Raw genomic sequence first — 21,046 nt, forward strand, 5'->3', positions numbered from 1 at the left:
AGCAGAGCCGTGCGCCTCGTGAATATCCGGCCGGGCAGGCAGACCAGATTTTATCTGGCCGCGCTGCCGTTCATATTGCTGGCGGTCGCTTATTTCGCGGGATCGAGCGCACGGCTTGCGGAAAATCCAAATGACAAGTTGCTGCCTGCACTGCCTAACATGGTGCAGGCGGTTAAGCAGATGGCCTTTCAGGTGGACACGCGGACCGGGACCTATCTGATGGCTTCCGATACGCTCGCAAGCCTTGGCCGATTGGGCTCCGCGCTGGCGATCTCGACGGCGGCGGCGTTGGTCCTCGGGATTGTGATTGGGCTGTTGCCGATCGCGAACGGACTGCTCGGTCCGTTCGTTTCGGTGATGTCCATGGTCCCGCCATTGGCGTTGTTGCCTATCCTCTTCATTGTGATGGGGCTCGGTGAAAATTCGAAGATCGCCTTGATCGTGATCGGGACGTTGCCCTGCATTATTCGTGATCTTGCCATGAAGGTGCAGGAGCTGCCGCGCGAGCAGTTGATCAAGGCACAAACGCTCGGTGCATCGACGTGGCAAATGGCAATCCGCGTGGTGACGCCGCAGATCTTGCCGCGATTGCTGGATTCCCTGCGGCTTCAGCTCGGGCCGGCATGGCTGTTTCTGATCGCGGCCGAAGCCATCGCTTCGGACTCGGGGCTGGGTTACCGGATCTTCCTGGTTCGCCGCTACCTCGCGATGGATGTGATCATTCCTTACGTCGTCTGGATCACTCTGCTGGCCTTCCTGATGGATACGGCCTTGCGTGTTCTGCAACGCAAGATGTTTCCATGGTTTGCTTCCGTGAGGGCGGAATGAGCGAGATCCTCTTCGATAACGTCTGGAAAGAGTACGGCGATCACATCGTGCTGGAGCAGATCTCGCTTTCGGTGGCGTCGCGGGCATTTGTTGCGCTTGTCGGGCCCTCGGGGTGTGGAAAAACAACTTTCCTGCGCATGCTGCTCGGTGAAGAAAGTCCGACGCGCGGCCGCATCCTTGTTGACGGCGTGCCGCTGATCCCGGAGCCAGATGCCGACCGGGGTGTGGTCTTCCAACGCTATTCAGTCTTCCCGCATTTGACCGTCCTGCAGAACGTGGTGCTGGGGCGCGAGCTGCAGCATGCAAAGTTCATGGGCAGGTTGTTCGGCACTGCACGTCGCGCTGCGGCTGACGAGGCGATGGCCTTGCTCGCGGAAGTGGGCCTTGCAGGCCATGAAAGCAAATATCCGGCTGCGCTTTCAGGTGGGATGCAGCAGCGCTTGGCGCTGGCCCAGGCCATCATGCGCAAGCCGAAGATATTGCTGCTCGATGAGCCTTTCGGCGCGCTCGACCCAGGGATCCGGGCTGACATCCATGTGCTGATGAAACGGCTTTGGAATGAGACCGAGCTGACTGTCGTGATGGTCACGCATGATCTGAGTGAGGCGTTTCGTCTGGCAACCCGTGTGGTTGCCTTCGAGCGGGATCGAAACCGACCGGAAGAGCGTGAGCGCTATGGCGCATCCATTTCGCGCGATCTGGAGATCTATCCGCGCCGCGTCGCCGACGCGAAACAATCCGCAACATTTCGCTCTGGCCGGGACGACCCGGCTGAACAGGGAGCATGAGCCGGGACGACCCGGCGCTTGTCTGAGAAAGGGCAAACCATGATCCTGACCGTAGAGCAGCAGGCCGAAGTCGCGGCCAACAGAAAGCGCTACGACGAGTTGAAGGCTGCGGGGCAGGGGCAGGCACCCCGCGCGCTGCCGCAGCCGACCGCGCGTGATGGCGCGCTTATTCCGGCAGATGCGGTCGTTCACCGCGAGATCATTCCCGGCGGCTGGTATTGGACCACGCGCCTCGATCGTGGAGAAGTTATTCGGCTTGTGAATACGCATGGGAATTCCTGCGTCAGCCTGCTGGCGTGGAATCGAGCCGACACGAGTGAGCGGCTGAACCATGCCGACACCATCAAGATCCAATGGGCAGCGGGCTTGCGCAAAGGCCGCGTCGTTCTCTCAGATATGGGGCGCGTGCTGTTCAGCGTGATCGAGGAGACGACGGGCGGCGCGCATGATGCCGTCACCGGCGCGTCGACCGCGGCAACCAATCAGCAACGCTATGGAGACAAGCCGCTCCGCAATACCCGAGACAACTTTCTTCTCGCAGCGGGCAAGCTTGGTCTCGACCGGCGGGACGTTCATCCATGCCTGAGTTTCTTCGCGCCGGTCGGCGTCGACACCAAGGGACGATTTGTGTGGCACGAAGACCAGCGTCATCCGGGCGACTTCATCGATCTGCGCGCAGAGATGGACCTGGTGATCGCTCTGTCCAACTGTCCGCACCCTCTTGATCCCTTGCTAACCTACAATCCTGGCGACGTGGAGATCATTCGCTATCGGGCCGAGGCGGCGGGCGATGGCGATCTATGCCGCACGGCCAGCGCGGAATCCATGCGCGCGTTCGAGAACAATGCGTTTTATCTCAACTCCAGCGTGGCGCGGTGAGCACAATGACCGTTCATTCCAATCCCGGACGCATTGTGTTTGACGCCGAAATCCCTTCGAACGCGCCATGGTCGGCGATCATCCGCAAGGGCCAGACGCTGCGGATCATCGACAGCCATGGCCAGCAGGCCGTCGATACGTTGTTCTACTGTGCTGACGACTATCAGGAGCGTTACAGCGGACAGGATACGCTACGCGCTCAGGGTTCAGCCTATGTCAGCACCGGCACGCGCATCATGTCCAACGAAGGGCGTGTCATGGTGCGCGTCACGGCGGACAGCTGCGGACTGCACGATACCTGCGCAGGTGCGTGTTCCTGCGAAAGCAATACGGTTCGCTTCGGTCATCAGACGAAGTATCAGCATGCCTGCCGGGAGAATTTCCTGATCGAAGCCGCCAAGCACGGCTTGTCCAAACGGGACATCGTTCCGAACCTGAATTTCTTCATGAACGTTCCGATCGACACGTCCGGCAACTTCACCGTGGTGGATGGTGTCTCCAAGCCCGGAGACTACGTCGAGATGGTCGCGGAAATGGACGTGCTCTGTCTGATTTCCAATTGCCCGCAGATCAACAACCCCTGCAACGGCTTCTTTCCGACGCCGATCCAGGTGGTGATCTTCGACCCGCAAGAGGGATGATGCCATGTTCAAAAAGGTCCTGATTGCCAATCGCGGCGAGATCGCCGGGCGGATTGGCAAGACGCTCCGCCGTATGGGTATTGCATCGGTTGCCGTCTATTCGGACGCGGATCGGTTCACGAGACCCGTTCTCGACGCAGATGAGGCGGTCCGCGTTGGCCCCGCGCCGGCGGCGGAGAGCTATCTCAACATCGATGCCATCATTGCCGCTTGTCTTCAGACAGGCGCTCAGGCAGTGCATCCCGGTTACGGCTTTCTATCGGAAAACCGTCTCTTCGCCGAGAAGCTTGCCCAGCACGGTATCGCCTTTATCGGTCCGCGGCCGGAGCATCTCGATGCGTTCGGGTTGAAGCACAAGGCGCGCGAGATTGCCCAACTCAGTCACGTTCCGCTGCTGCCAGGCTCGGGGTTGCTGGACACGATTGAGCAAGCACTGCCGGTGGCCGAGACTGTCGGCTATCCGCTAATGCTGAAGAGCACCGCGGGCGGCGGCGGGATCGGCATGCAGCTGTGCTACGACGCCGATGCGCTCCGTGAGCGTTTCGAGACGGTGCAGCGCACGGCGCGCGCGAGCTTTGGCGATGCGCGAGTTTATCTCGAACGTTTTGTGGCCGAGGCGCGGCATATCGAAGTTCAGATCTTTGGCGACGGCAAAGGCAACGTGATTGCCTTGGGCGAGCGCGACTGCTCGCTCCAGCGGCGAAACCAGAAGGTCATCGAGGAAACGCCGGCTCCCGGTCTCAGCGAAGAGATGCGCAAACGGCTCCATGAGTCTGCTGTCGCACTGGGAAAGAGTGTTGCTTACGAATCCGCCGGCACCGTGGAATTCATCTATGACGTCGAGCGGGCCGACTTCTATTTCCTAGAAGTCAACACACGCCTTCAAGTCGAACATCCCGTCACCGAGTCGGTCTTTGGTGTCGACCTCGTTGAGTGGATGATCCGGCAGGCGGCCGGCGAGGAGGTTCTGGCCAGCCAGCGCGATCTCAAGCCGAAAGGTGCTGCCATCGAGGTGCGGGTTTATGCCGAGAATCCCAACGCGGGCTTCCGGCCGAGTGCGGGACGATTAACCCATGTTGCGTTTCCTGACGATGTGCGGGTCGATGGTTGGATTGAAACCGGTGTCGAGGTGACGCCGTTCTATGACCCCATGCTGGTCAAGCTGATCGTCGCAGCCGACACACGCGATAATGCCATCGATAAGCTTGTTGGTGTGCTCGATAAAACCAGCATCGCTGGCATTGAGACAAATCTAGACTACGTTCACGCCATCGCAGACTCCGACGTGTTTCGCAGCGGTCGCGTGGCGACTAACGTACTGGCGAATTTCTCGTTCTCGCCGCGAACGATCGACGTGCTGGCGCCCGGCGCGCAATCCGGACTTCAGGAACTGCCGGGACGACTGCATCTGTGGCACGTCGGCGTTCCGCCGAGTGGACCGATGGATGAGCGATCTTTCCGTTTGGCCAATATCGTTGTCGGCAACGCGGAAACCACAGCCGCACTGGAGCTGACCGTTAACGGGCCAACGTTGCGTTTCAATACGAACGCAACGATCGGGCTTGCGGGGGCTCGGATGTCCGCCAAGCTGGACGGAGTGCCGGTGGCGCATCATGCACCGGTGACGGTACGCGCCGGTCAGACCCTCACCATCGGCAAGATCGAAGGGGGCGGACAGCGCTGTTATCTCGCTGTGCGGGGCGGCTTTGATGCGCCGGAGATCCTTGGTTCGAGGGCGGTATTTACCCTCGGCGCGTTCGGCGGACATGCCACCGGTGCGCTCAAGGCGGGAGAGGTGCTGCATGTCGGCAGTGAAACCGTACAGTTGCAAGGGCCTCGCGCTCTCATAGAAGCGGAGACGCCTGCGCTGCCCCGTGAATGGGAGATTGGCGTCGTTTATGGCCCGCACGGTGCCCCTGACTTCTTTCGCGATGAAGACATCGAGGCGTTGTTCAGCGCGGACTATGAGGTGCACTTCAACAGCGCGCGCACAGGGGTTCGGTTGATTGGACCGAAGCCACTCTGGGCGCGGTCCGACGGCGGCGAGGCAGGGCTGCATCCTTCCAATATCCACGATAATGCCTATGCCATCGGCGCGATCGATTTTACAGGCGATATGCCGATCATTCTGGGTCCTGATGGACCAAGTCTCGGCGGTTTCGTTTGTCCTGCGGTCGTGGCGCGTGATGAGCTTTGGAAAACCGGGCAGCTCAGACCGGGCGACAAGGTGCGCTTTGTCGCGGCTACGCGGGATAAGGATCCAGTCGCCGGACCATTGCCGCTGAAGACGAGTGTCGACCTCGGTGCTGCGATTGTCGGGCGCTATGACGATGGGCCCATTCCTGTCGTTTACCGCCGCGCGGGTGATGACAATCTGTTGGTTGAATATGGGCCGATGGAGCTTGATATCGCCTTGCGGCTGCGCGTGCATGTCCTCGCTGAAGCAGTCGCCAGCGCAAAGTTGCCGGGGTTGATCGATCTCACGCCGGGCATCCGTTCGTTGCAAATTCACTACGACAGTACAGTGCTTTCACGGCGGAAGCTGCTTGATGTTCTGCGGGAGCTTGAACGTAGCCTCCCGCCCATTGATGCGTTGAAGGTGCCAAGTCGCATCGTGCACTTGCCGTTGTCCTGGAACGATCCGCAGGCCGTTCTGGCGATGCAGAAGTATCAGGAACTGGTGCGCCCGGATGCGCCCTGGTGCCCGTCGAACATCGAGTTCATTCGGCGCATCAACGGTCTCGATAGCGAAGACGATGTGAAGCGGATCGTTTTCGATGCGAGCTATCTCGTGCTCGGTCTTGGCGACGTCTATCTTGGCGCGCCGGTTGCGACACCCGTCGATCCACGCCACCGGCTGGTCACCACCAAATACAACCCGGCGCGCACCTGGACGCCTGAGAATGCCGTCGGCATCGGTGGCGCTTACATGTGCATCTATGGCATGGAAGGGCCGGGCGGATATCAGCTGTTCGGCCGCACTATTCAGGTGTGGAATACATGGCGAACCACGCCTGTGTTCAAACCGGGCCACCCGTGGCTCCTGCGCTTTTTCGATGAAATTCGATTTTTCCCCGTCAGCGCCGAAGAGTTGCTGGAGGCGCGCGCTGCGTTCCCGCATGGCGGATATCCGGTGAAGATTGAAGAGACCGAATTTTCATATGCGGACTACGCGAGTGGTCTGCTTCGCAACCGGGACAGCATCGCGGCCTTCAAGAGCCGGCAGCAAGCCGCTTTCGAGGCGGAACGGCAACGCTGGAAAGACCTGAAGATCGACGAAGTTGTCGATGATCTCGATAGCGCGGCAGCGGCTCCCGCAGATATTCCCGATGGAAACACCGGCGTGTTTTCAGAAGTGCCGGGAAACGTCTGGAAGGTGTTGGTGGCAGAGGGAACGACTGTGGCGGCAGGCGATGCGCTGGCCATCATCGAGTCGATGAAAATGGAGATCAGTGTCCAGTCGCCGATCGCGGGTCGTGTTGCATCAATCCGCGTGAAGCCGGGACAGACGCTGCGCGCAGGGGATATCGTCGCGCTGATCGAGTAGGTCGGTGTAATCCCTCGAAAGGCAGAGCGCTCGTTTTCCGAGGCGCGACGTTTCTATGGGCGTCGCGCTTCGATGGTCTCTGTCGACACCTTTCCACTGGCGTCCGATTGACTGTTTTTTGTTGTTTGAATGACGATCGAATTCCCGGAGATTTTGACGTCACCCTGCCATCGATCGCCCAAGGTCACTTCACGTACGGTCGTCAAGTTCAGACGGTCATAGACCTTTCCGTCGGGGTCAAAAGCCTTTCCTGGTGCGAGATCCAAGATATGCAACGTATAGAAAGTGCCTGAACCACCACCATTGTAGCTGGTGACGACAATAAGCAGCTTGTTGGCCGTCGATCCGATGTAGTTGTACGCGGATGCCTCCGAGCCGTTGGCAACATCCTTGTTGGCTTTCTTTTGCTCGATCCATTTGCCGGATTTGTTGATGTCTTCGTAGTAGCGATTGCTGCCGATTGCGGCTTTCAGATCGACGGTAACAAGGATGCTCATGCCGTCCGCGATGTCGCCGTCTCCCAAGTCGCGGAAGATTTCGGGAGGAATGGGCTTGCCATCCAGCGTGAATGACTGCCGAACTTCGTTGATTGCTGCGTTCGCCGATTGAGGCGTTGTTGCTGGTTCCGCCTGTGCAAACGACAACATGAACCAGCTTGCAAGCGCGATTGCGGACAGGCGAGGCATCTGACGAAACTCCAATTGTTGTGGGGCGGCGATCCCGGGCGAAGGCATACATGACGGCCGGTGTTCGCGCAGCACTTTCGGCGCCCGCAGGAGTCCAATAAGGCGCAAATTCTGGGACTTCCCTCCAGTCCAAGCCGAAGTACCGTCCTGTCCAAGAATGCGGTGCAGCGTGACGCTATCATGATCCCGGCGACCAGTACTCGCGGATGTTCGCGACGTCTCGTCTGATTTGGAATTGCGCGCGGCCCATGACGGCATTCAGTTTTTCGACCGATGAATTCCCAGAGCACGAGAGAATTGCCGCCTGGCGGGAAATGTTTGGGGCAAAGCTCGTGAAGTTGGATATGGAGCCGCCTAAGGATCAGCCGTTCCAGGGACGTGTTACGATGAAGGTGTTACCTGATCTCGCCTTCGGAGTATTTGCGAGCACAGCCAATCGGGTCACGCGAACACCTGGCCTGATTGCCGACGGTGGTGACGATATCATGATTGGCGTAGCGCTGAATGGCACCGCCGCAGTATCGCAAGCCGGTCACGATGAAATCATCATCGGAAAGGGGGATGCAGTCGTCTGGTCCAATTCATCGGTCGGCCATAGTTTTTACAATGCGCCGGTTGAATTGCTGTCGGTGGCTGTTCCACGCTACGTTCTCGAACGAAATCGCATTCCCCCGGATCGGATGACCTTCGCATCCATTGCGCGTGATTCAGCTGCTTTGAGGCTGTTGACGAATTATGTGCAGGTTCTGCTGCGCGAACCCATTCCTCCGGAAACGCAAGCCATCGTCACGTCTCACATTCATGAGTTGATGGCGATCATTGTTGGGCGTGGCTCTGAGCACGATCCCAAACTCCGCAAGGGGAGCCTGCGGGCGATCCGCATGCAGGCGATCAAATCCGATATCGCCGCCAATGTGCGCAATCGACAGTTGACGATCAACGTCATTGCGGCACGACACGGGATTTCGGCGAGGTATGTCCGCGAATTATTCGCCGGCGAGAATACGACATTCACCGACTATGTGCTGGGTCTGCGGCTCACGCACGCGCACCAGCTTTTGACGGATCCACGGTTTGCTGATCACAACATCAGTGCGATCGCATTTGAATCGGGTTTCGGCGATGTGTCCCACTTCAACCACACATTCCGGGATCGCTATCAGTCGACGCCGACCGTCGTGCGGATCGCTGCGCTGAAGACGTGAGGACGCGATTGCAGCGTCAAATCTTTGCAGAAGAACAGCAAAGGAAATGCCTGCTCCGTCTCGCTAACGATCTGTTTACCATTCCAGCCATAGCATTCGTGTTATGTCCACTGCACGCATCAACGATTCCAAGACTCAACTCAGCGCTCTCGAAGCGGCTGCCGTGACAGCTCGTGCAGGCTTTGCCTGCATGTTCTCCACCTCCGATGAATACGAAAATGCATTGATCGCCGCGCGGCGTGCCGAAGGTCGCTATCAGGCGCCATTCGACTGGCAGCCGGTGGCGCTGATTGGTGCCGTGTTCATTCTGTCCGGATTGGTGCTGATAGCTCTGTCCTAAACCCCCGTGATGGTCTTAACGGCCAGCAAGGCTGATGAGCAGGGCGCTTAGGCGCCCTTTTTCTTTTCCTCTGTCTGCTTTTGCGCTACAGCCCTTTTGACTCACAAAAAGGCGGAAACACCATGATCACTGAAATTGCACAGATCGAGATCAAGCCGGGCAGCGAGAAGGATTTCGAGGCCGCCATCGTCAAGGCCGAGCCAATTTTCAAACGCTGCAAAGGCTGGAAGAGCTTCGAACTGCATCGCTCGATCGAAAAGCCGTCGCGTTACCGCCTGCACATCAAGTGGGAAACACTGGAAAATCACACGGTCGATTTCCGCGAGTCGGCGAATTTTACCGAATGGCGGGCGCTCGTCGGACCTTACTTTGCATCGCCTCCCGAAGTCGAGCACACCAATACGACGGTCAATTTCTAAATTCTGCGGAACGGCATTTAAGGAAAAGGCGCCTAATTCAGGCGCCTTTTTCGTTTCTAGCCGGCGGTTCTGCCGCTCACGCCACCATGAATTCCTGCGGCTTCTCTTCCTCGTGGCGGGCATAGTCGATAATGACCTTGACGATCGCCATCAGGGGAAGCGCGAGTGCTAATCCCCAGAGTCCGAACACCACACCCAGCAAGATCTGGACTGCGAACAACGTTGCGGGCGGGATATCGAGCGCCTGCCGCTGAATGATCGGGGTCAGGATATAGCTTTCGAGCGCATGGACGCCGAGAAAGAGCACGCAAGCGCTGGCGGCGGCGACCCAGCCGGATGCGAGGCTCGCCAGCACGATGATCAGGCCGCCGATCAACGCGCCAACCGTTGGAATGAAGGCCAGCAGGCCTGCTTGAATGCCCAGAATAAACGAGCTCTGAATGCCGATGACGGAGAGGCCGATCCAGGTCACCAGAAACACCGCAGCCATAGTGATCATCTGGGCGATCAGCCAACGTTCGAGGGTGTCGCCGATCCGGTCCACCACAGCGGTAACAGTGGCGCGGTGACGCACCGGGGCCATGTGCAGCAGCCCCTTTCGATAGACGCTCGGCTGCGCCGCGAACGTAAGACCGAGAAACAAGACGATGAAGAAGTTGCCGACGACGCTGACGGTCCCGAGCAGCAGTTTAAGCGTCTGGCTGACGATGGCGCCGCCGCTGGAAGCCAGGGCGCCTGCGCTCGGGAGATTGCGTGGCGTCGATGAAGACGCCGGCGCGGTCGTCTCCGAAGGTGTTGCGGTTGCATTCGCCGGAGTAGCCGGGGCCGGCGTCGTGCTGCCAAGCTCGAGATAGCTGGTGTCGACGCCATGCTTTTCGAGAAAGGCTTTGACGTTCACCAACTGAGACTTGAGGGTGTTGCTCAAGACAGTCGCCTGCTGCGCGATGGTCGATCCGCCAAGGAAAACCACACCGCTCAGCAGACCAGCGAGAATGACGCAGACGAGGGCCAGCCGAAGCGGATGCGGTCCGCCGATCACCCGCTGCAGCAGGTTGGTCATGGCATTGAGCGCGACGCCCAGCAGGATGCCTGAAAAGATCAGAAATAGCGTCGCTGCGAAGAACCAGGCGAACACCAGAAGGGCCGTAAAAGCCACGACACCGATGCCGCCCACGGCGATCGACCATGCCAGATCGGTGCGGGTCTGAACCCGGTTCTCGGGAAGTGTCACAATCGGCCCCTGTCGCTAACGACGATGAAGCACTCTTCACTGAAACAGAGGGCGGGATCAAGAGAGGATCATGCCCCAAGTCCCTGACCCGCCTCGCTTTGCCGCGGCTTCGAGGAAGCGGCTTTCAGACATGCGGCAACAAAAAAGGCGTCCCGGGAGGGACGCCTTTGAGATTTCGATGCAACGCGCCGTCAGGCGCGGGACATCATTGCGAATAGTACATTTCGAACTCGACCGGATGCGGGGTCATTTCGAACCGCTCGACTTCCGTCATCTTCAGCTCGATGAAGCTGTCGATGAAGTCGTCATCGAACACGCCGCCAGCCTTCAAGAATGCGCGATCCTTGTCGAGGTTTTCGAGCGCTTCACGGAGCGAGCCGCAAACGGTCGGGATCTGCTTCAGCTCTTCCTTCGGAAGATCGTACAGGTCCTTGTCCATCGCCGGGCCCGGATCGATCTTGTTCTTGATGCCGTCAAGACCAGCCATCAGCATCGCGGCGAAGCCGAGATACGGATTGGACATCGGATCGGGGAAGCGAACCTCGACGCGCTTGGCCTTCGGGTTGGTGGTGTAAGGAATGCGGCACGAGGCCGAACGGTTGCGCGCGGAGTAGGCGAGCAACACCGGCGCTTCGTAGCCCGGGACGAGACGCTTGTAGGAGTTCGTCGACGGGTTGGTGAAGGCGTTGATGGCCTTGGCGTGCTTGATGATACCGCCGATGTAGTGGAGGCAGGTTTCGGAGAGATCGGCGTACTTGTTGCCGGCGAAGGTCGGCTTGCCGTCCTTCCAGATCGACTGGTGCACGTGCATGCCCGAGCCGTTGTCGCCGTAGACCGGCTTCGGCATGAAAGTAGCGGTCTTGCCATAGATGTGCGCGACCTGATGGATGCAGTACTTATAAACCTGCATCTGGTCGGCCATATGGGTCAGGGTGTCGAACTTCATGCCGAGTTCGTGCTGGGCGGAAGCCACTTCGTGGTGGTGCTTCTCGACCTTGACGCCCATGCGGGCCATGGCGCCGAGCATTTCCGAGCGCATGTCCTGCACCGAGTCCTGCGGAGGCACGGGGAAGTAGCCGCCCTTGGTGCGGATGCGGTGGCCGAGGTTGCCGCCTTCATACTCGGTGTCCGAATTGGTCGGCAGTTCTGACGAGTCGAGCTTGAAGCCCGTGTTGTAAGGGGTGGTCTGGAAGCGCACGTCGTCGAACACGAAGAATTCCGCTTCGGGGCCGACGAAAACAGTGTCGCCCACGCCCATGGACTTCACCATGGCTTCGGCCTTCTTGGCGATGCCGCGCGGATCGCGGTTGTAGGGCTCGCCGGTGCTCGGCTCGAGAATGTCGCAAACGATGACCATGGTCGTTTCCGCAAAGAACGGGTCGATCGTCGCCGTCGTCGGATCTGGCATCAGCGTCATGTCGGATTCATTGATCGCCTTCCAGCCGGCGATCGAAGAGCCGTCGAACATGGTACCTTCGGCGAAAATGTCCTCGTCGATCATCGACACGTCGAAGGTGACGTGCTGCCACTTGCCGCGCGGATCGGTGAAACGCAGGTCGACGTACTTTACATCATTGTCCTTGATGGATTTGAGGACGTCCTTAGCGGTCTTCATGAATACCCCTTTTTGTCTTCTAGGTCTGGTCGTTGGTCGTTCGTGGTCGAGTTCTCGCCGTTATCTGGCGAGGCGCCCTTGCCCGTGGGCAAGGGCAGAGGATGGTCTGTGATTAAATGGCGTCGAGCCCGGATTCTCCGGTTCTGATGCGGATGGCTTCTTCGATATTCGAGACAAAGATTTTTCCGTCGCCGATACGGCCGGTCTGGGCGGCGCGTCGGATCGCATCGATCGCCTTTTCGATCAGATCGTCACCGACAACGATCTCGATCTTCACCTTGGGAAGGAAGTCCACAATGTATTCCGCTCCACGGTAGAGCTCAGCATGGCCCTTCTGACGGCCAAAGCCCTTCGCCTCGGTGACGGTAATGCCCTGGATTCCAACTTCCTGGAGCGCTTCCTTTACCTCGTCGAGTTTGAATGGCTTGATGATGGCCTCGATCTTTTTCACTGAACGTCTCCCGGCACTACGGCTGGCTGCACTTTTACTTCGGTTTGCGCGTTGATGCGCGGCTCAAGTGGTGTCGTCTAGGCGATTAACGTCTCAATGTGATTTCTCAACAGGTCAATCGCCGTCAAACAGGATGATCGCCGTGTGCGCCTTTATTTCGTTCGCGATCACAGCCTATCCATTTCAATCCCGTAAAAGCAGGGTCCATGCCAATTTTTAACGCGACAAGATTAGGTAGCGTTGTCAGATCGTTAAATCGACAAGGTGCCATCATTGATGAGGTCTGCTGAAAGGCAACGGTCCATAAAATAGGCAAATGGGCAAATAATAGGCAGGCAAGTTGCCTCAGGATGAGGCGAACCGAACAGGTAATCGGCATGGACGTTCTGACCGTCGAAGAAATGTACCGGGCCGACCAACTGACGATCGAGGGCGGCACCAGTGGCTTTGCCTTGATGGAGCAAGCAGGCCGCGCTGTCGCTGAGGTGGCCGATGCCATTGCCGAGGCAGGACCGATCCTGGTGGTGGCTGGTCGCGGCAACAATGGTGGCGACGGCTTCGTCGCGGCCAGCGAGCTGGTTACCCGCGGTCGCGAAGTCTCCGTCATTCTGCTCTGCGATCGGAATACGTTGAAGGGCGACGCGGCGCTTGCGGCGGAGCAATGGCAAGGCGTGGTTCTGCCCTGCGACCCCGCCGCCATCGGCAAGCCGGCCTTGATCGTCGACGCCCTGTTCGGCGCGGGTCTCAACCGTGTGGTGAAGGGCGATCCTCACGTGATGATTGAGGCGATGAACGCAAGTGGCGTTCCAATCCTCAGTGTTGACCTGCCGAGCGGCGTCAACGGCGATACGGGGGAGATCATGGGTGTCGCGGTCGAGGCCGCGGCCACCGTGACGTTCTTCCGTCGCAAGCCTGGGCACCTGCTGCTGCCGGGGCGGGTTCGGTGCGGTGAGGTCCACGTCGTGGACATCGGAATTGGAGACGGCGTACTCGATGACATCGCGCCGCGGACTTTCGAGAACGTCCCGGACCTGTGGGCCGACGTCTTTCCAGTCCCGCAGATCGACGGCCATAAGTATGCGCGCGGGCATGCGGTGGTAATGTCCGGCGATATGGCCTCGACCGGTGCGGCCCGTCTGTCGGCGCGCGGAGCGCTGCGAGCCGGGGCTGGACTTGTGACATTGGTCTCGCCGCATGATGCGCTTGCGGTCAATGCCGCGGCTTTGACGGCGGTCATGGTTCGCGCCGTCGATACACCGGAGCAATTCAAGGACTTCCTCGCGGACAAGAGGCTCAATGTCTGTGTGATCGGGCCGGGTGCCGGCGTAGGCCTGCGGACACGCGCATTTGTCGAAACAGTGGTGGGAGCCGGCCGGGTTGCCGTTCTGGATGCCGATGCATTGACGAGCTTTGCGGACGATCCGGAATCTCTCTTCCGAGCGATCAAGCAAAGCGATGATCCGCGGATTATCCTGACGCCCCATGAGGGAGAGTTCGCTCGACTCTTCAAAGTGTTGCCGGAAGGATGTTCGACGAAGCTCGAACGCGCCCGGTTTGCCGCCCGGCAGTCCGGCGGCGTTGTCCTGCTAAAAGGCGCGGACACAGTGGTGGCTTCGCCCGATGGCCGCGCGGCCATCACCGCCAACGCACCGCCCTGGCTCGCAACCGCCGGTGCCGGCGATGTGTTGGCCGGAATGATCGCGGGGATGCTGGCACAAGGCGTGCCGGCGTTCGAGGCAGCCTGCATCGGAGCGTGGATGCATGGTGAGGCGGCGCAGGAGTTCGGCCCGGGATTGATCGCCGAGGATCTTCCCGATGCTCTGCCTGCGGTGTTGCGCAATCTCTACGACGAGCTGGATATCGCTTACTAACGTCATTCGACCGCGTACCAGCGAACCAAGCGAGGCGCGGCCCAGTCGATCGGGATCGCTTCCATCAACCATCGCCCACCGTGTTCAGCGGCGAAGGCGATCCGCTGGGTTTGACCGGGCGTCAGAAGCAGGGTGTCGAGCCAGAACGGCTTCCAACCGTCGTCGAGACGGTCGAGCAGGCGGAAGTGATGGCCTTGCAGGCGGAATGTCACCGGTGCGGGCGTCGGATTGGTGATAGCCAGGACTGCGGTCCGCCCGCGCTTGACGCGGCAGGCGGGAGCCGACGTCGCCGCAAAGTCGGCCGGTGTGCTCCACGCTTTGGGATCGAGCGAGACATCCGAGCGGACCGCACCTTGAAGGTCGAGGCGTGCGGGCAGGCCGTTGGAAGGCAGAGGTCCGGCGGCGGGCAGCGGCGCCGGGCGAAGCGGGGCATCCTTCGAGACAGCAAGCCGGGCGATCGGTGTCGCGGCCGTTCCGTCGTGAAGCATGATCGACGAACTGGTGCCCGGCGTACCGGTCGCATCGATGAAAACGTCCACACGTGAACCGGGGGGCAGCACCACCTGACCATCCCGCGCGACGAACGGTTCAGCCGGTTGGCCGTCGATGGCCATGACGCGCACATCCAGATTTTCGACCTTGAGACCGATGGGCGCCCGCGGGCAGCCATTGATGAACCGCAGCCGTAGCCGTTCGTTCGCCCTGACAGTGAGATCGAGGTTTGGGCGGCCGTTGACGGTATAGGCCACGGTGGTGTCGTGGGTGGATGTGCCGGGCGCGATCGCACCGCCATCACGTCGCACGCGCCAGCTCTCGATCAGCAGCACCTCGTCGCGATCGACCGCGACCTTTTCGGCCTCATCGACGATCAGCGCGGAGGCCGGAGACGGGAGATCCTTGCCGTCGCCGAGTAGGAGAGGCCCCACCATGAACGTGCCGGCATGGCGCAGCGGAACGATCAGGTTAGCGCGTCCGCCTACCGGGATGGCTGCCTGTGCAGCCAGGGGAGCGGTCGCCTGCACGCCGTCGATACCGGCCCAGCTCAGGGCAGCTGGGGCGGAAACCTCATTCGCAAAAGCGACTTGCAGTTCGTCGTTACGTTTGAATCGCAGAATCGATCCTGGTGACCCGGCATCGAATGCCCAGATCGGGCTGGCAGACAGATTCGGCGCAAGATTCGCCGTTCCAGCGTAAAGACGAAGCGAAAGCGAGGGGCGGCCCTGAGCGGCGGCGGGAAGCCGTAGCGCCGATGTGACGGCGAGGCCGCCCAGTCCAGCCAGGAAAATTCGCCTGTGGGCCGAAAACAGTGGATTTGTCATGCGTTATGCCGATCACCTTCTATCCAGGATGTCCAGCGGACGTCTGGTCGCTGTGCGCTTAAGATCGCGTTGCAAAAGCCATTTTTTTGCTGCGAACCGGCCGCCCCATGCTATAAGCCCGCCGCTCGCGGCTGTGCCGCCTGACGATGAGCGCTGCGCGGGCGTGGCGGAACTGGTAGACGCGCTGGGTTTAGGTTCCAGTGACGAAAGTTGTGGGGGTTCGAGTCCCTCCGCCCGCACCAGCGCGATCTTCGTCTGCGCAAGAGATTTTGGAGGGAGCGTGCCATTGCCGGAACGCTTTCGCCGCACCACAGGCGTATGCTGAACGGCATCGTCCAATACATTGACAACGACCCGGCCGCCGGCCGGGCGAGACCGGAAGAAGATTGACGCCATGCAGGTCACCGAAACCCTTTCCGAGGGATTGAAGCACGAATTTCAGGTCAGCGTTCCAGCATCCGATATCGATGCCAAGGTCGATGCTCGTCTTGTCGATATGAAAGACAAGGTTCGCATGAACGGATTTCGTCCCGGCAAGGTTCCTGTCTCCCATCTCAAGAAGGTCTACGGCCGTTCGGTGGCCGCTGAGACGGTTGAGCAGCTGATCCGCGATACCAACGCGGGAATCTTCTCCGAGCGCGGCTTCCGCTTGGCGTCGGAGCCGAAGGTCACCATGCCGACGGAAGCGACGGAAATCGAAGCGATCCTCGAGGGCAAGTCCGATCTCAAGTACTCGGTCGCGATCGAAGTCGTGCCACCGATTGAGCTTGCCGATTTCAAGACCTTCAATGTCGAGAAGCCGGTTGCTGAAGTGACCGACGCTGACGTCGATGAAGCGCTGAAGCGTATCGCCGACCAGAGCCGTCCGTATGCGGACAAGGGCGAGGGCGCGAAGGCAGAATCCGGCGACCGCGTCACCGTGGCCTTCAAGGGTACGATTGATGGCGTGCCGTTCGACGGCGGCACCGGCGAGGGCATCCAGGTTGTGATCGGTTCGGGCACATTCATCCCGGGCTTCGAAGATCAGCTGATCGGCATTGCGTCTGGTGAGACCCGCACCGTCAAGGCGTCGTTCCCGAAGAACTATGCAGCTCCGAACCTCGCCGGCAAGGACGCGGAATTCGAGACCACCGCGAGTCTCATTGAAGCTCCGCAGGAGTCGAAGGTCGACGACGAGTTCGCCAAGACCCTCGGCATGGAATCGCTCGACAAGCTGAAGGAAGCGATGCGAGAGCGCCTCGTGATCGAATTCTCCGGCGCGTCGCGTCAGCGCGTGAAGCGCATCCTGCTCGATCGTCTCGACGAAACGCATCGCTTCGATCCGCCGCCGTCGCTGGTCGAGGAAGAGTTCAACCTGATGTGGAACTCGATCAAGGCGGAAATGGATTCCACCGGCAAGACATTTGCCGATGAGGACACCACCGAGGAAGCCGCGAAGGAAGAGTATCGCAAGATCGCCGACCGCCGCGTGCGCCTGGGTCTCGTACTCTCCGAGATCGGCGAAAAGAACAAGATCACCGTCACCGACGACGAAGTGAGCCGTGCGCTGATCGACCGTGCGCGTCAGTCGCCGGGCCGCGAAAAGGAAGTCTGGGACTTCTATCGCAACAACCCGCAAGCGCTCGCCCAGCTTCGCGCGCCGATTTACGAAGACAAGGTCGTCGACTTCATTCTTGAACTCGCCACCGTGACCGAGAAGAAGGTCTCGCGCGAGGACCTGATGAAGGAAGAGGACGATAAGACGGCCGCCTGATCCCTCAGGGGTTGAGCCCGCGTTAACGATACGATCCAAATGGGCGAAGCGGTGCGGCCGCTTCGCTTTCCGGGGCTGCTCGAATCAGCTTCAACTGATGCGACTTTAAGGCCCTGCGGGGATTGGGTTTGCCGGTCTTGTGATGGGGCCGCTGGCTCATATCTGTAGGGCCCATACGTTTTGCATCACAAGGCGTCCGTTTCCGCCAACCTTCAGGTGATAAATGCGCGATCCCGTTGAAACCTATATGAACCTCGTGCCGATGGTGGTCGAGCAGACCAACCGCGGCGAGCGGGCCTACGATATCTTTTCGCGTCTTCTGAAAGAGCGCATCATCTTCGTGACCGGTCCGGTCGAAGACGGCATGTCGACGCTCGTCGTCGCGCAGCTTCTGTTCCTCGAGGCCGAGAATCCGAAGAAGGAAATCTCGATGTACATCAACTCGCCCGGCGGCGTGGTGACATCGGGCCTCGCAATCTACGACACGATGCAGTTCATCCGTCCGCCGGTGCACACGCTGTGCACGGGGCAGGCTGCATCGATGGGCTCACTTTTGCTTGCCGCAGGTGAGAAGGACAATCGGTTCTCATTGCCGAATTCACGCATCATGGTTCACCAGCCCTCCGGCGGTTTCCAGGGCCAGGCGACCGACATCATGCTGCACGCTCAGGAAATCCTGAACCTGAAGAAGCGTCTCAACGAGATCTACGTCAAGCACACAGGCCAGACGTACAAAGCGATCGAGGATGCGCTCGAGCGTGACAAGTTCCTGACCGCCGACATGGCGAAGGAATTCGGCATTGTCGACAAGGTCATCGACAAGCGTACTGAGGACGCGACGCCGAAGGCGCTGTAAAAGCTCTGCCTCGACGCAAGTATTTCAAAGCGAACGCCGGTCCGGCGTTCGCTTTTTTTGTTAGCGTGGGCGGTCGGTGATCAGTCGCGGTAATATGGGACCATTCTAGCGTCCCGAATCCAAAGTCCGCCTCATCGTGCGCGTTGTCGCGATTGGAACACGTCGTGTACTATCTGCGCGCATGGCGGGCGGGAGATTTCAGAATGGGAATTTTGATGCGTGCGTGCGGCCTGGTTTGGGTCGCCGGCTTCATGCTCGCGGTTTCGGCCCACGCTTATGCCAATAATGTTTTGATCACCGAAGACGAAGCCAGATTGCCCCCACCGAAAGAGTCCTCGGACAAAACCCGCGGCATCACGCGCGGGCCACGCATCGAGCATCTCGCGGAGGGAAGCCCTGCGCGCGCTCCAATCCATTTCCGGGTGAAGTTTCAGTCGTTCGGAGGCGCGAAGATCGATATCGAGAGCTTGAAGGTGACGTACGTGAAGAATCCGGCTGTCGATCTCACACAGCGATTGAAACCGTTTACTGAAGCTTCGGGCATCGACATGCCGAACGCAGTGCTGCCGGCCGGCGATCATGTCTTGCGTATCGATCTCAAGGATTCGGACGGACGTGCAGCGGCGACCAGCTTCACACTGAAGATCGTGCCGTGAATGAACATCGCTCAGTGTGCACACTCTGCGTGACCTGCGACTACGATCTTCGGTGATCAAATGCATAGCTGGCATTTGGTACCGGAAATATCGTTGGCGGTCTGATCCCTGAAGATTATCGATAACAATGAATCAGGATGGCGTTTCAAAATGTGACTGGCATCTCGTATGTCGGGACAAACGTGCCGGAGAGGCGCAACCTCGACGCGGCGCGCGCATTGTCCAGGCTGTGGAGCGGTTCGCGTGCCGGGCTGAGAGGGGCGGTAAGCTGTTCCACAGGGTTAATCGGGGGTTCCGCGGGCCAGGAACACGTGTCATTCGCGCAACGCTGCAATGAATTCGCCCGGGTCTGGCCGTGAAAATGCACGAAATTCGGCTAGTATCCGGAAGTTTAATATCCCCCCGATTAGCGAATTCTTGATAGTCGGATGGCACCATGATTGGCTAGGCTATGTAAGGTTACGGTGATCGCGGGATTCGGCAGGCCTGCGATTCGTATGACAACTGAGGTGACAGGTCTTTTCTGGTACGGTTTTTGCTCCTATCTACACGTCATGCCGGCGTGTGTCGGGATGGGGCAATCCCTGGATAAGATCTGCTGCGGACGGAGACAGGAATGAGCAAGGTCGGTACGAGCGATTCCAAGAACACTCTTTATTGCTCGTTCTGCGGGAAGAGCCAGCATGAAGTCCGCAAACTTATCGCGGGCCCGACGGTCTTCATTTGCGATGAATGCGTTGAGTTGTGCATGGACATCATCCGTGAGGAAAATAAATCCTCGCTGGTGAAGTCGCGCGACGGCATTCCTACGCCAAAGGAAATCTGCAAGGTTCTTGATGATTACGTGATCGGTCAGCAGCACGCCAAGAAGGTGCTCTCGGTCGCGGTTCACAATCACTACAAGCGCCTCAACCATCAGACCAAGCACAACGACGTCGAGCTCGCGAAGTCGAACATCCTGCTGATCGGTCCGACTGGTTCGGGTAAGACGCTGCTTGCGCAGACGCTAGCGCGCATCCTCGATGTGCCGTTCACGATGGCGGACGCAACGACGCTCACTGAAGCGGGCTACGTCGGCGAAGATGTCGAGAACATCATTCTGAAGCTGTTGCAGGCGGCCGACTACAATGTTGAGCGCGCTCAACGCGGCATCGTCTACATCGACGAAATCGACAAGATCTCGCGCAAGTCCGACAACCCGTCGATCACGCGCGACGTGTCGGGTGAGGGCGTGCAGCAGGCTTTGCTGAAGATCATGGAAGGCACCGTTGCCTCGGTTCCTCCGCAGGGCGGCCGCAAGCATCCGCAGCAGGAATTCCTGCAGGTGGATACGACCAACATCCTCTTCATCTGCGGTGGCGCGTTCTCCGGCCTCGAGAAGATCATCTCGTCGCGCGGTCGGACCACGTCGATCGGCTTCGCCGCCCAAGTGCTTGCTCCCGAAGATCGCCGCACTGGCGAAATTTTCCGGGAAGTCGAGCCCGAGGATCTGTTGAAGTATGGCTTGATACCTGAGTTCGTCGGACGTCTGCCAGTGGTTGCAACGCTGGAAGACCTCGACGAGGCATCGCTCAAGAAGATTCTGGTCGAACCAAAGAACGCGCTGGTGAAGCAGTACCAGCGGCTGTTCGAAATGGAGAACATCGAGCTGACATTCGCCGATGAAGCGCTTGGCGCGGTGGCTCGCAAGGCCATCGAGCGCAAGACCGGTGCACGCGGCTTGCGTTCGATCCTCGAAAGCATCCTCTTGGAGACCATGTTCGATCTTCCAGGCCTCGAAGGGGTTGAAGAAGTTGTGATCTCCCGTGAAGTCGTCGAGGCGACGGCCCGTCCGCTGTACATTTATGCGGATCGGTCAGACCGCGCCTCAGAAACCAGCGCCAGCGCCTGATTTCAGTCGCTGGAAGGTGAGAGGTTCCGTTCAAAAGGCTGCCGGATTAAACCGGCAGCCTTTTGTTTTT

At 59.4% G+C, this 21,046-nt stretch carries 19 protein-coding genes and 1 tRNA gene; 14 read left to right on the forward strand and 6 right to left on the reverse strand.

The window, feature by feature from the left end:
• Positions 1 to 9 precede the first annotated feature (9 nt).
• From ACZ5C3_RS14455 to uca, 5 genes are read left to right on the forward strand one after another with little or no spacing between them, the layout of a single operon-like run.
• Positions 10 to 828, forward strand: a complete 819-nt coding sequence (locus tag ACZ5C3_RS14455; RefSeq protein WP_464030723.1) for an ABC transporter permease — start codon at positions 10 to 12, stop codon at positions 826 to 828.
• Complete coding sequence (locus ACZ5C3_RS14460) at positions 825 to 1,616, forward strand: ABC transporter ATP-binding protein (RefSeq protein WP_464030725.1); 792 nt, start codon at positions 825 to 827, stop codon at positions 1,614 to 1,616. The genes ACZ5C3_RS14455 and ACZ5C3_RS14460 overlap by 4 nt, the downstream gene beginning before the upstream one ends.
• 39 nt (positions 1,617 to 1,655) lie before the next feature.
• A complete protein-coding gene (locus ACZ5C3_RS14465) occupies positions 1,656 to 2,495 on the forward strand; it encodes an urea amidolyase associated protein UAAP1 (RefSeq protein WP_464030727.1) in 840 nt (279 codons plus the stop codon).
• A 5-nt stretch (positions 2,496 to 2,500) separates the two neighbouring features.
• Entirely contained in the window at positions 2,501 to 3,136 is a 636-nt protein-coding gene (locus tag ACZ5C3_RS14470; RefSeq protein ID WP_464030729.1) for an urea amidolyase associated protein UAAP2, read from the forward strand.
• 4 nt (positions 3,137 to 3,140) lie between these two features.
• Positions 3,141 to 6,683 carry an urea carboxylase gene (gene uca / locus ACZ5C3_RS14475; protein WP_464030730.1) on the forward strand — a complete coding sequence of 1,181 codons (3,543 nt, stop codon included), beginning with the start codon at positions 3,141 to 3,143 and terminating at the stop codon, positions 6,681 to 6,683.
• 53 nt (positions 6,684 to 6,736) lie between these two features.
• On the opposite strand, the gene ACZ5C3_RS14480 is transcribed toward uca, so the two are convergent.
• Positions 6,737 to 7,369 (reverse strand): hypothetical protein, encoded by a 633-nt coding sequence (locus ACZ5C3_RS14480; RefSeq protein ID WP_464030732.1) that lies wholly within the window; start codon positions 7,367 to 7,369, stop codon positions 6,737 to 6,739.
• 248 nt (positions 7,370 to 7,617) lie between these two features.
• On the opposite strand from ACZ5C3_RS14480, the gene ACZ5C3_RS14485 reads away from it, so the two are divergent.
• From ACZ5C3_RS14485 to ACZ5C3_RS14495, 3 genes are all read left to right on the forward strand, one after another.
• Positions 7,618 to 8,574: a helix-turn-helix transcriptional regulator gene (locus ACZ5C3_RS14485; protein ID WP_464030733.1), complete on the forward strand. Its 957-nt coding sequence runs from the start codon at positions 7,618 to 7,620 to the stop codon at positions 8,572 to 8,574.
• A gap of 103 nt (positions 8,575 to 8,677) precedes the next feature.
• A complete protein-coding gene (locus ACZ5C3_RS14490) occupies positions 8,678 to 8,914 on the forward strand; it encodes a hypothetical protein (RefSeq protein WP_464030735.1) in 237 nt (78 codons plus the stop codon).
• A 122-nt stretch (positions 8,915 to 9,036) separates the two neighbouring features.
• Positions 9,037 to 9,333, forward strand: a complete 297-nt coding sequence (locus ACZ5C3_RS14495) for an antibiotic biosynthesis monooxygenase family protein (protein ID WP_464030736.1) — start codon at positions 9,037 to 9,039, stop codon at positions 9,331 to 9,333.
• Positions 9,334 to 9,409: 76 nt separating this feature from the next.
• On the opposite strand, the gene ACZ5C3_RS14500 is transcribed toward ACZ5C3_RS14495, so the two are convergent.
• The 4 genes from ACZ5C3_RS14500 to ACZ5C3_RS14515 form a co-directional block, all read right to left on the reverse strand.
• Positions 9,410 to 10,564, reverse strand: coding sequence for an AI-2E family transporter (locus ACZ5C3_RS14500; protein ID WP_464030738.1), 1,155 nt, complete (start codon positions 10,562 to 10,564; stop codon positions 9,410 to 9,412).
• A gap of 205 nt (positions 10,565 to 10,769) precedes the next feature.
• Positions 10,770 to 12,179 (reverse strand): type I glutamate--ammonia ligase, encoded by a 1,410-nt coding sequence (glnA, locus tag ACZ5C3_RS14505; protein WP_464030740.1) that lies wholly within the window; start codon positions 12,177 to 12,179, stop codon positions 10,770 to 10,772.
• Between the two features lie 112 nt (positions 12,180 to 12,291).
• Positions 12,292 to 12,630 carry a P-II family nitrogen regulator gene (locus ACZ5C3_RS14510; protein ID WP_464030742.1) on the reverse strand — a complete coding sequence of 113 codons (339 nt, stop codon included), beginning with the start codon at positions 12,628 to 12,630 and terminating at the stop codon, positions 12,292 to 12,294.
• A 124-nt stretch (positions 12,631 to 12,754) separates the two neighbouring features.
• Entirely contained in the window at positions 12,755 to 13,009 is a 255-nt protein-coding gene (locus tag ACZ5C3_RS14515; RefSeq protein WP_464030743.1) for a hypothetical protein, read from the reverse strand.
• Here ACZ5C3_RS14515 and ACZ5C3_RS14520 point away from each other — a divergent pair.
• Positions 13,008 to 14,501 carry an NAD(P)H-hydrate dehydratase gene (locus ACZ5C3_RS14520; RefSeq protein WP_464030744.1) on the forward strand — a complete coding sequence of 498 codons (1,494 nt, stop codon included), beginning with the start codon at positions 13,008 to 13,010 and terminating at the stop codon, positions 14,499 to 14,501. The two genes, ACZ5C3_RS14515 and ACZ5C3_RS14520, sit on opposite strands and share 2 nt — an antisense overlap.
• A gap of 2 nt (positions 14,502 to 14,503) precedes the next feature.
• Here the strand turns inward: ACZ5C3_RS14520 and ACZ5C3_RS14525 are convergent, their stop codons facing one another.
• Entirely contained in the window at positions 14,504 to 15,820 is a 1,317-nt protein-coding gene (locus tag ACZ5C3_RS14525; RefSeq protein ID WP_464030746.1) for a multicopper oxidase family protein, read from the reverse strand.
• Between the two features lie 157 nt (positions 15,821 to 15,977).
• Here ACZ5C3_RS14525 and ACZ5C3_RS14530 point away from each other — a divergent pair.
• The 5 genes from ACZ5C3_RS14530 to clpX all read left to right on the forward strand — a co-directional run bounded on the left by ACZ5C3_RS14530 (position 15,978) and on the right by clpX (position 20,976).
• Positions 15,978 to 16,062, forward strand: a tRNA-Leu gene (locus ACZ5C3_RS14530).
• A gap of 152 nt (positions 16,063 to 16,214) precedes the next feature.
• Complete coding sequence (gene tig / locus ACZ5C3_RS14535; RefSeq protein WP_464030748.1) at positions 16,215 to 17,573, forward strand: trigger factor; 1,359 nt, start codon at positions 16,215 to 16,217, stop codon at positions 17,571 to 17,573.
• 223 nt (positions 17,574 to 17,796) lie between these two features.
• Positions 17,797 to 18,429, forward strand: coding sequence for an ATP-dependent Clp protease proteolytic subunit (locus ACZ5C3_RS14540; RefSeq protein ID WP_464030749.1), 633 nt, complete (start codon positions 17,797 to 17,799; stop codon positions 18,427 to 18,429).
• Between the two features lie 203 nt (positions 18,430 to 18,632).
• Entirely contained in the window at positions 18,633 to 19,085 is a 453-nt protein-coding gene (locus ACZ5C3_RS14545) for a hypothetical protein (RefSeq protein WP_464030751.1), read from the forward strand.
• Between the two features lie 616 nt (positions 19,086 to 19,701).
• Entirely contained in the window at positions 19,702 to 20,976 is a 1,275-nt protein-coding gene (gene clpX / locus ACZ5C3_RS14550) for an ATP-dependent Clp protease ATP-binding subunit ClpX (protein ID WP_464030752.1), read from the forward strand.
• Positions 20,977 to 21,046: the final 70 nt, after the last annotated feature.

The sequence above is a fragment of the Afipia dichlorophenoxyacetatis genome (genome assembly GCF_055386385.1).

Excerpts from the sequence above, each read along its gene's own strand:
- ACZ5C3_RS14515 (WP_464030743.1), bottom strand. The coding sequence starts at position 13,009 with ATGCCGATTACCTGTTCGGTTCGCCTCATCCTGAGGCAACTTGCCTGC.
- ACZ5C3_RS14545 (WP_464030751.1), top strand. The coding sequence starts at position 18,633 with ATGGGAATTTTGATGCGTGCGTGCGGCCTGGTTTGGGTCGCCGGCTTC.
- ACZ5C3_RS14480 (WP_464030732.1), bottom strand. The coding sequence starts at position 7,369 with ATGCCTCGCCTGTCCGCAATCGCGCTTGCAAGCTGGTTCATGTTGTCG.
- clpX (WP_464030752.1), top strand. The coding sequence starts at position 19,702 with ATGAGCAAGGTCGGTACGAGCGATTCCAAGAACACTCTTTATTGCTCG.
- ACZ5C3_RS14460 (WP_464030725.1), top strand. The coding sequence starts at position 825 with ATGAGCGAGATCCTCTTCGATAACGTCTGGAAAGAGTACGGCGATCAC.
- ACZ5C3_RS14495 (WP_464030736.1), top strand. The coding sequence starts at position 9,037 with ATGATCACTGAAATTGCACAGATCGAGATCAAGCCGGGCAGCGAGAAG.
- ACZ5C3_RS14470 (WP_464030729.1), top strand. The coding sequence starts at position 2,501 with ATGACCGTTCATTCCAATCCCGGACGCATTGTGTTTGACGCCGAAATC.
- glnA (WP_464030740.1), bottom strand. The coding sequence starts at position 12,179 with ATGAAGACCGCTAAGGACGTCCTCAAATCCATCAAGGACAATGATGTA.
- ACZ5C3_RS14465 (WP_464030727.1), top strand. The coding sequence starts at position 1,656 with ATGATCCTGACCGTAGAGCAGCAGGCCGAAGTCGCGGCCAACAGAAAG.
- tig (WP_464030748.1), top strand. The coding sequence starts at position 16,215 with ATGCAGGTCACCGAAACCCTTTCCGAGGGATTGAAGCACGAATTTCAG.
- uca (WP_464030730.1), top strand. The coding sequence starts at position 3,141 with ATGTTCAAAAAGGTCCTGATTGCCAATCGCGGCGAGATCGCCGGGCGG.
- ACZ5C3_RS14490 (WP_464030735.1), top strand. The coding sequence starts at position 8,678 with ATGTCCACTGCACGCATCAACGATTCCAAGACTCAACTCAGCGCTCTC.
- ACZ5C3_RS14540 (WP_464030749.1), top strand. The coding sequence starts at position 17,797 with ATGCGCGATCCCGTTGAAACCTATATGAACCTCGTGCCGATGGTGGTC.
- ACZ5C3_RS14485 (WP_464030733.1), top strand. The coding sequence starts at position 7,618 with ATGACGGCATTCAGTTTTTCGACCGATGAATTCCCAGAGCACGAGAGA.
- ACZ5C3_RS14525 (WP_464030746.1), bottom strand. The coding sequence starts at position 15,820 with ATGACAAATCCACTGTTTTCGGCCCACAGGCGAATTTTCCTGGCTGGA.
- ACZ5C3_RS14520 (WP_464030744.1), top strand. The coding sequence starts at position 13,008 with ATGGACGTTCTGACCGTCGAAGAAATGTACCGGGCCGACCAACTGACG.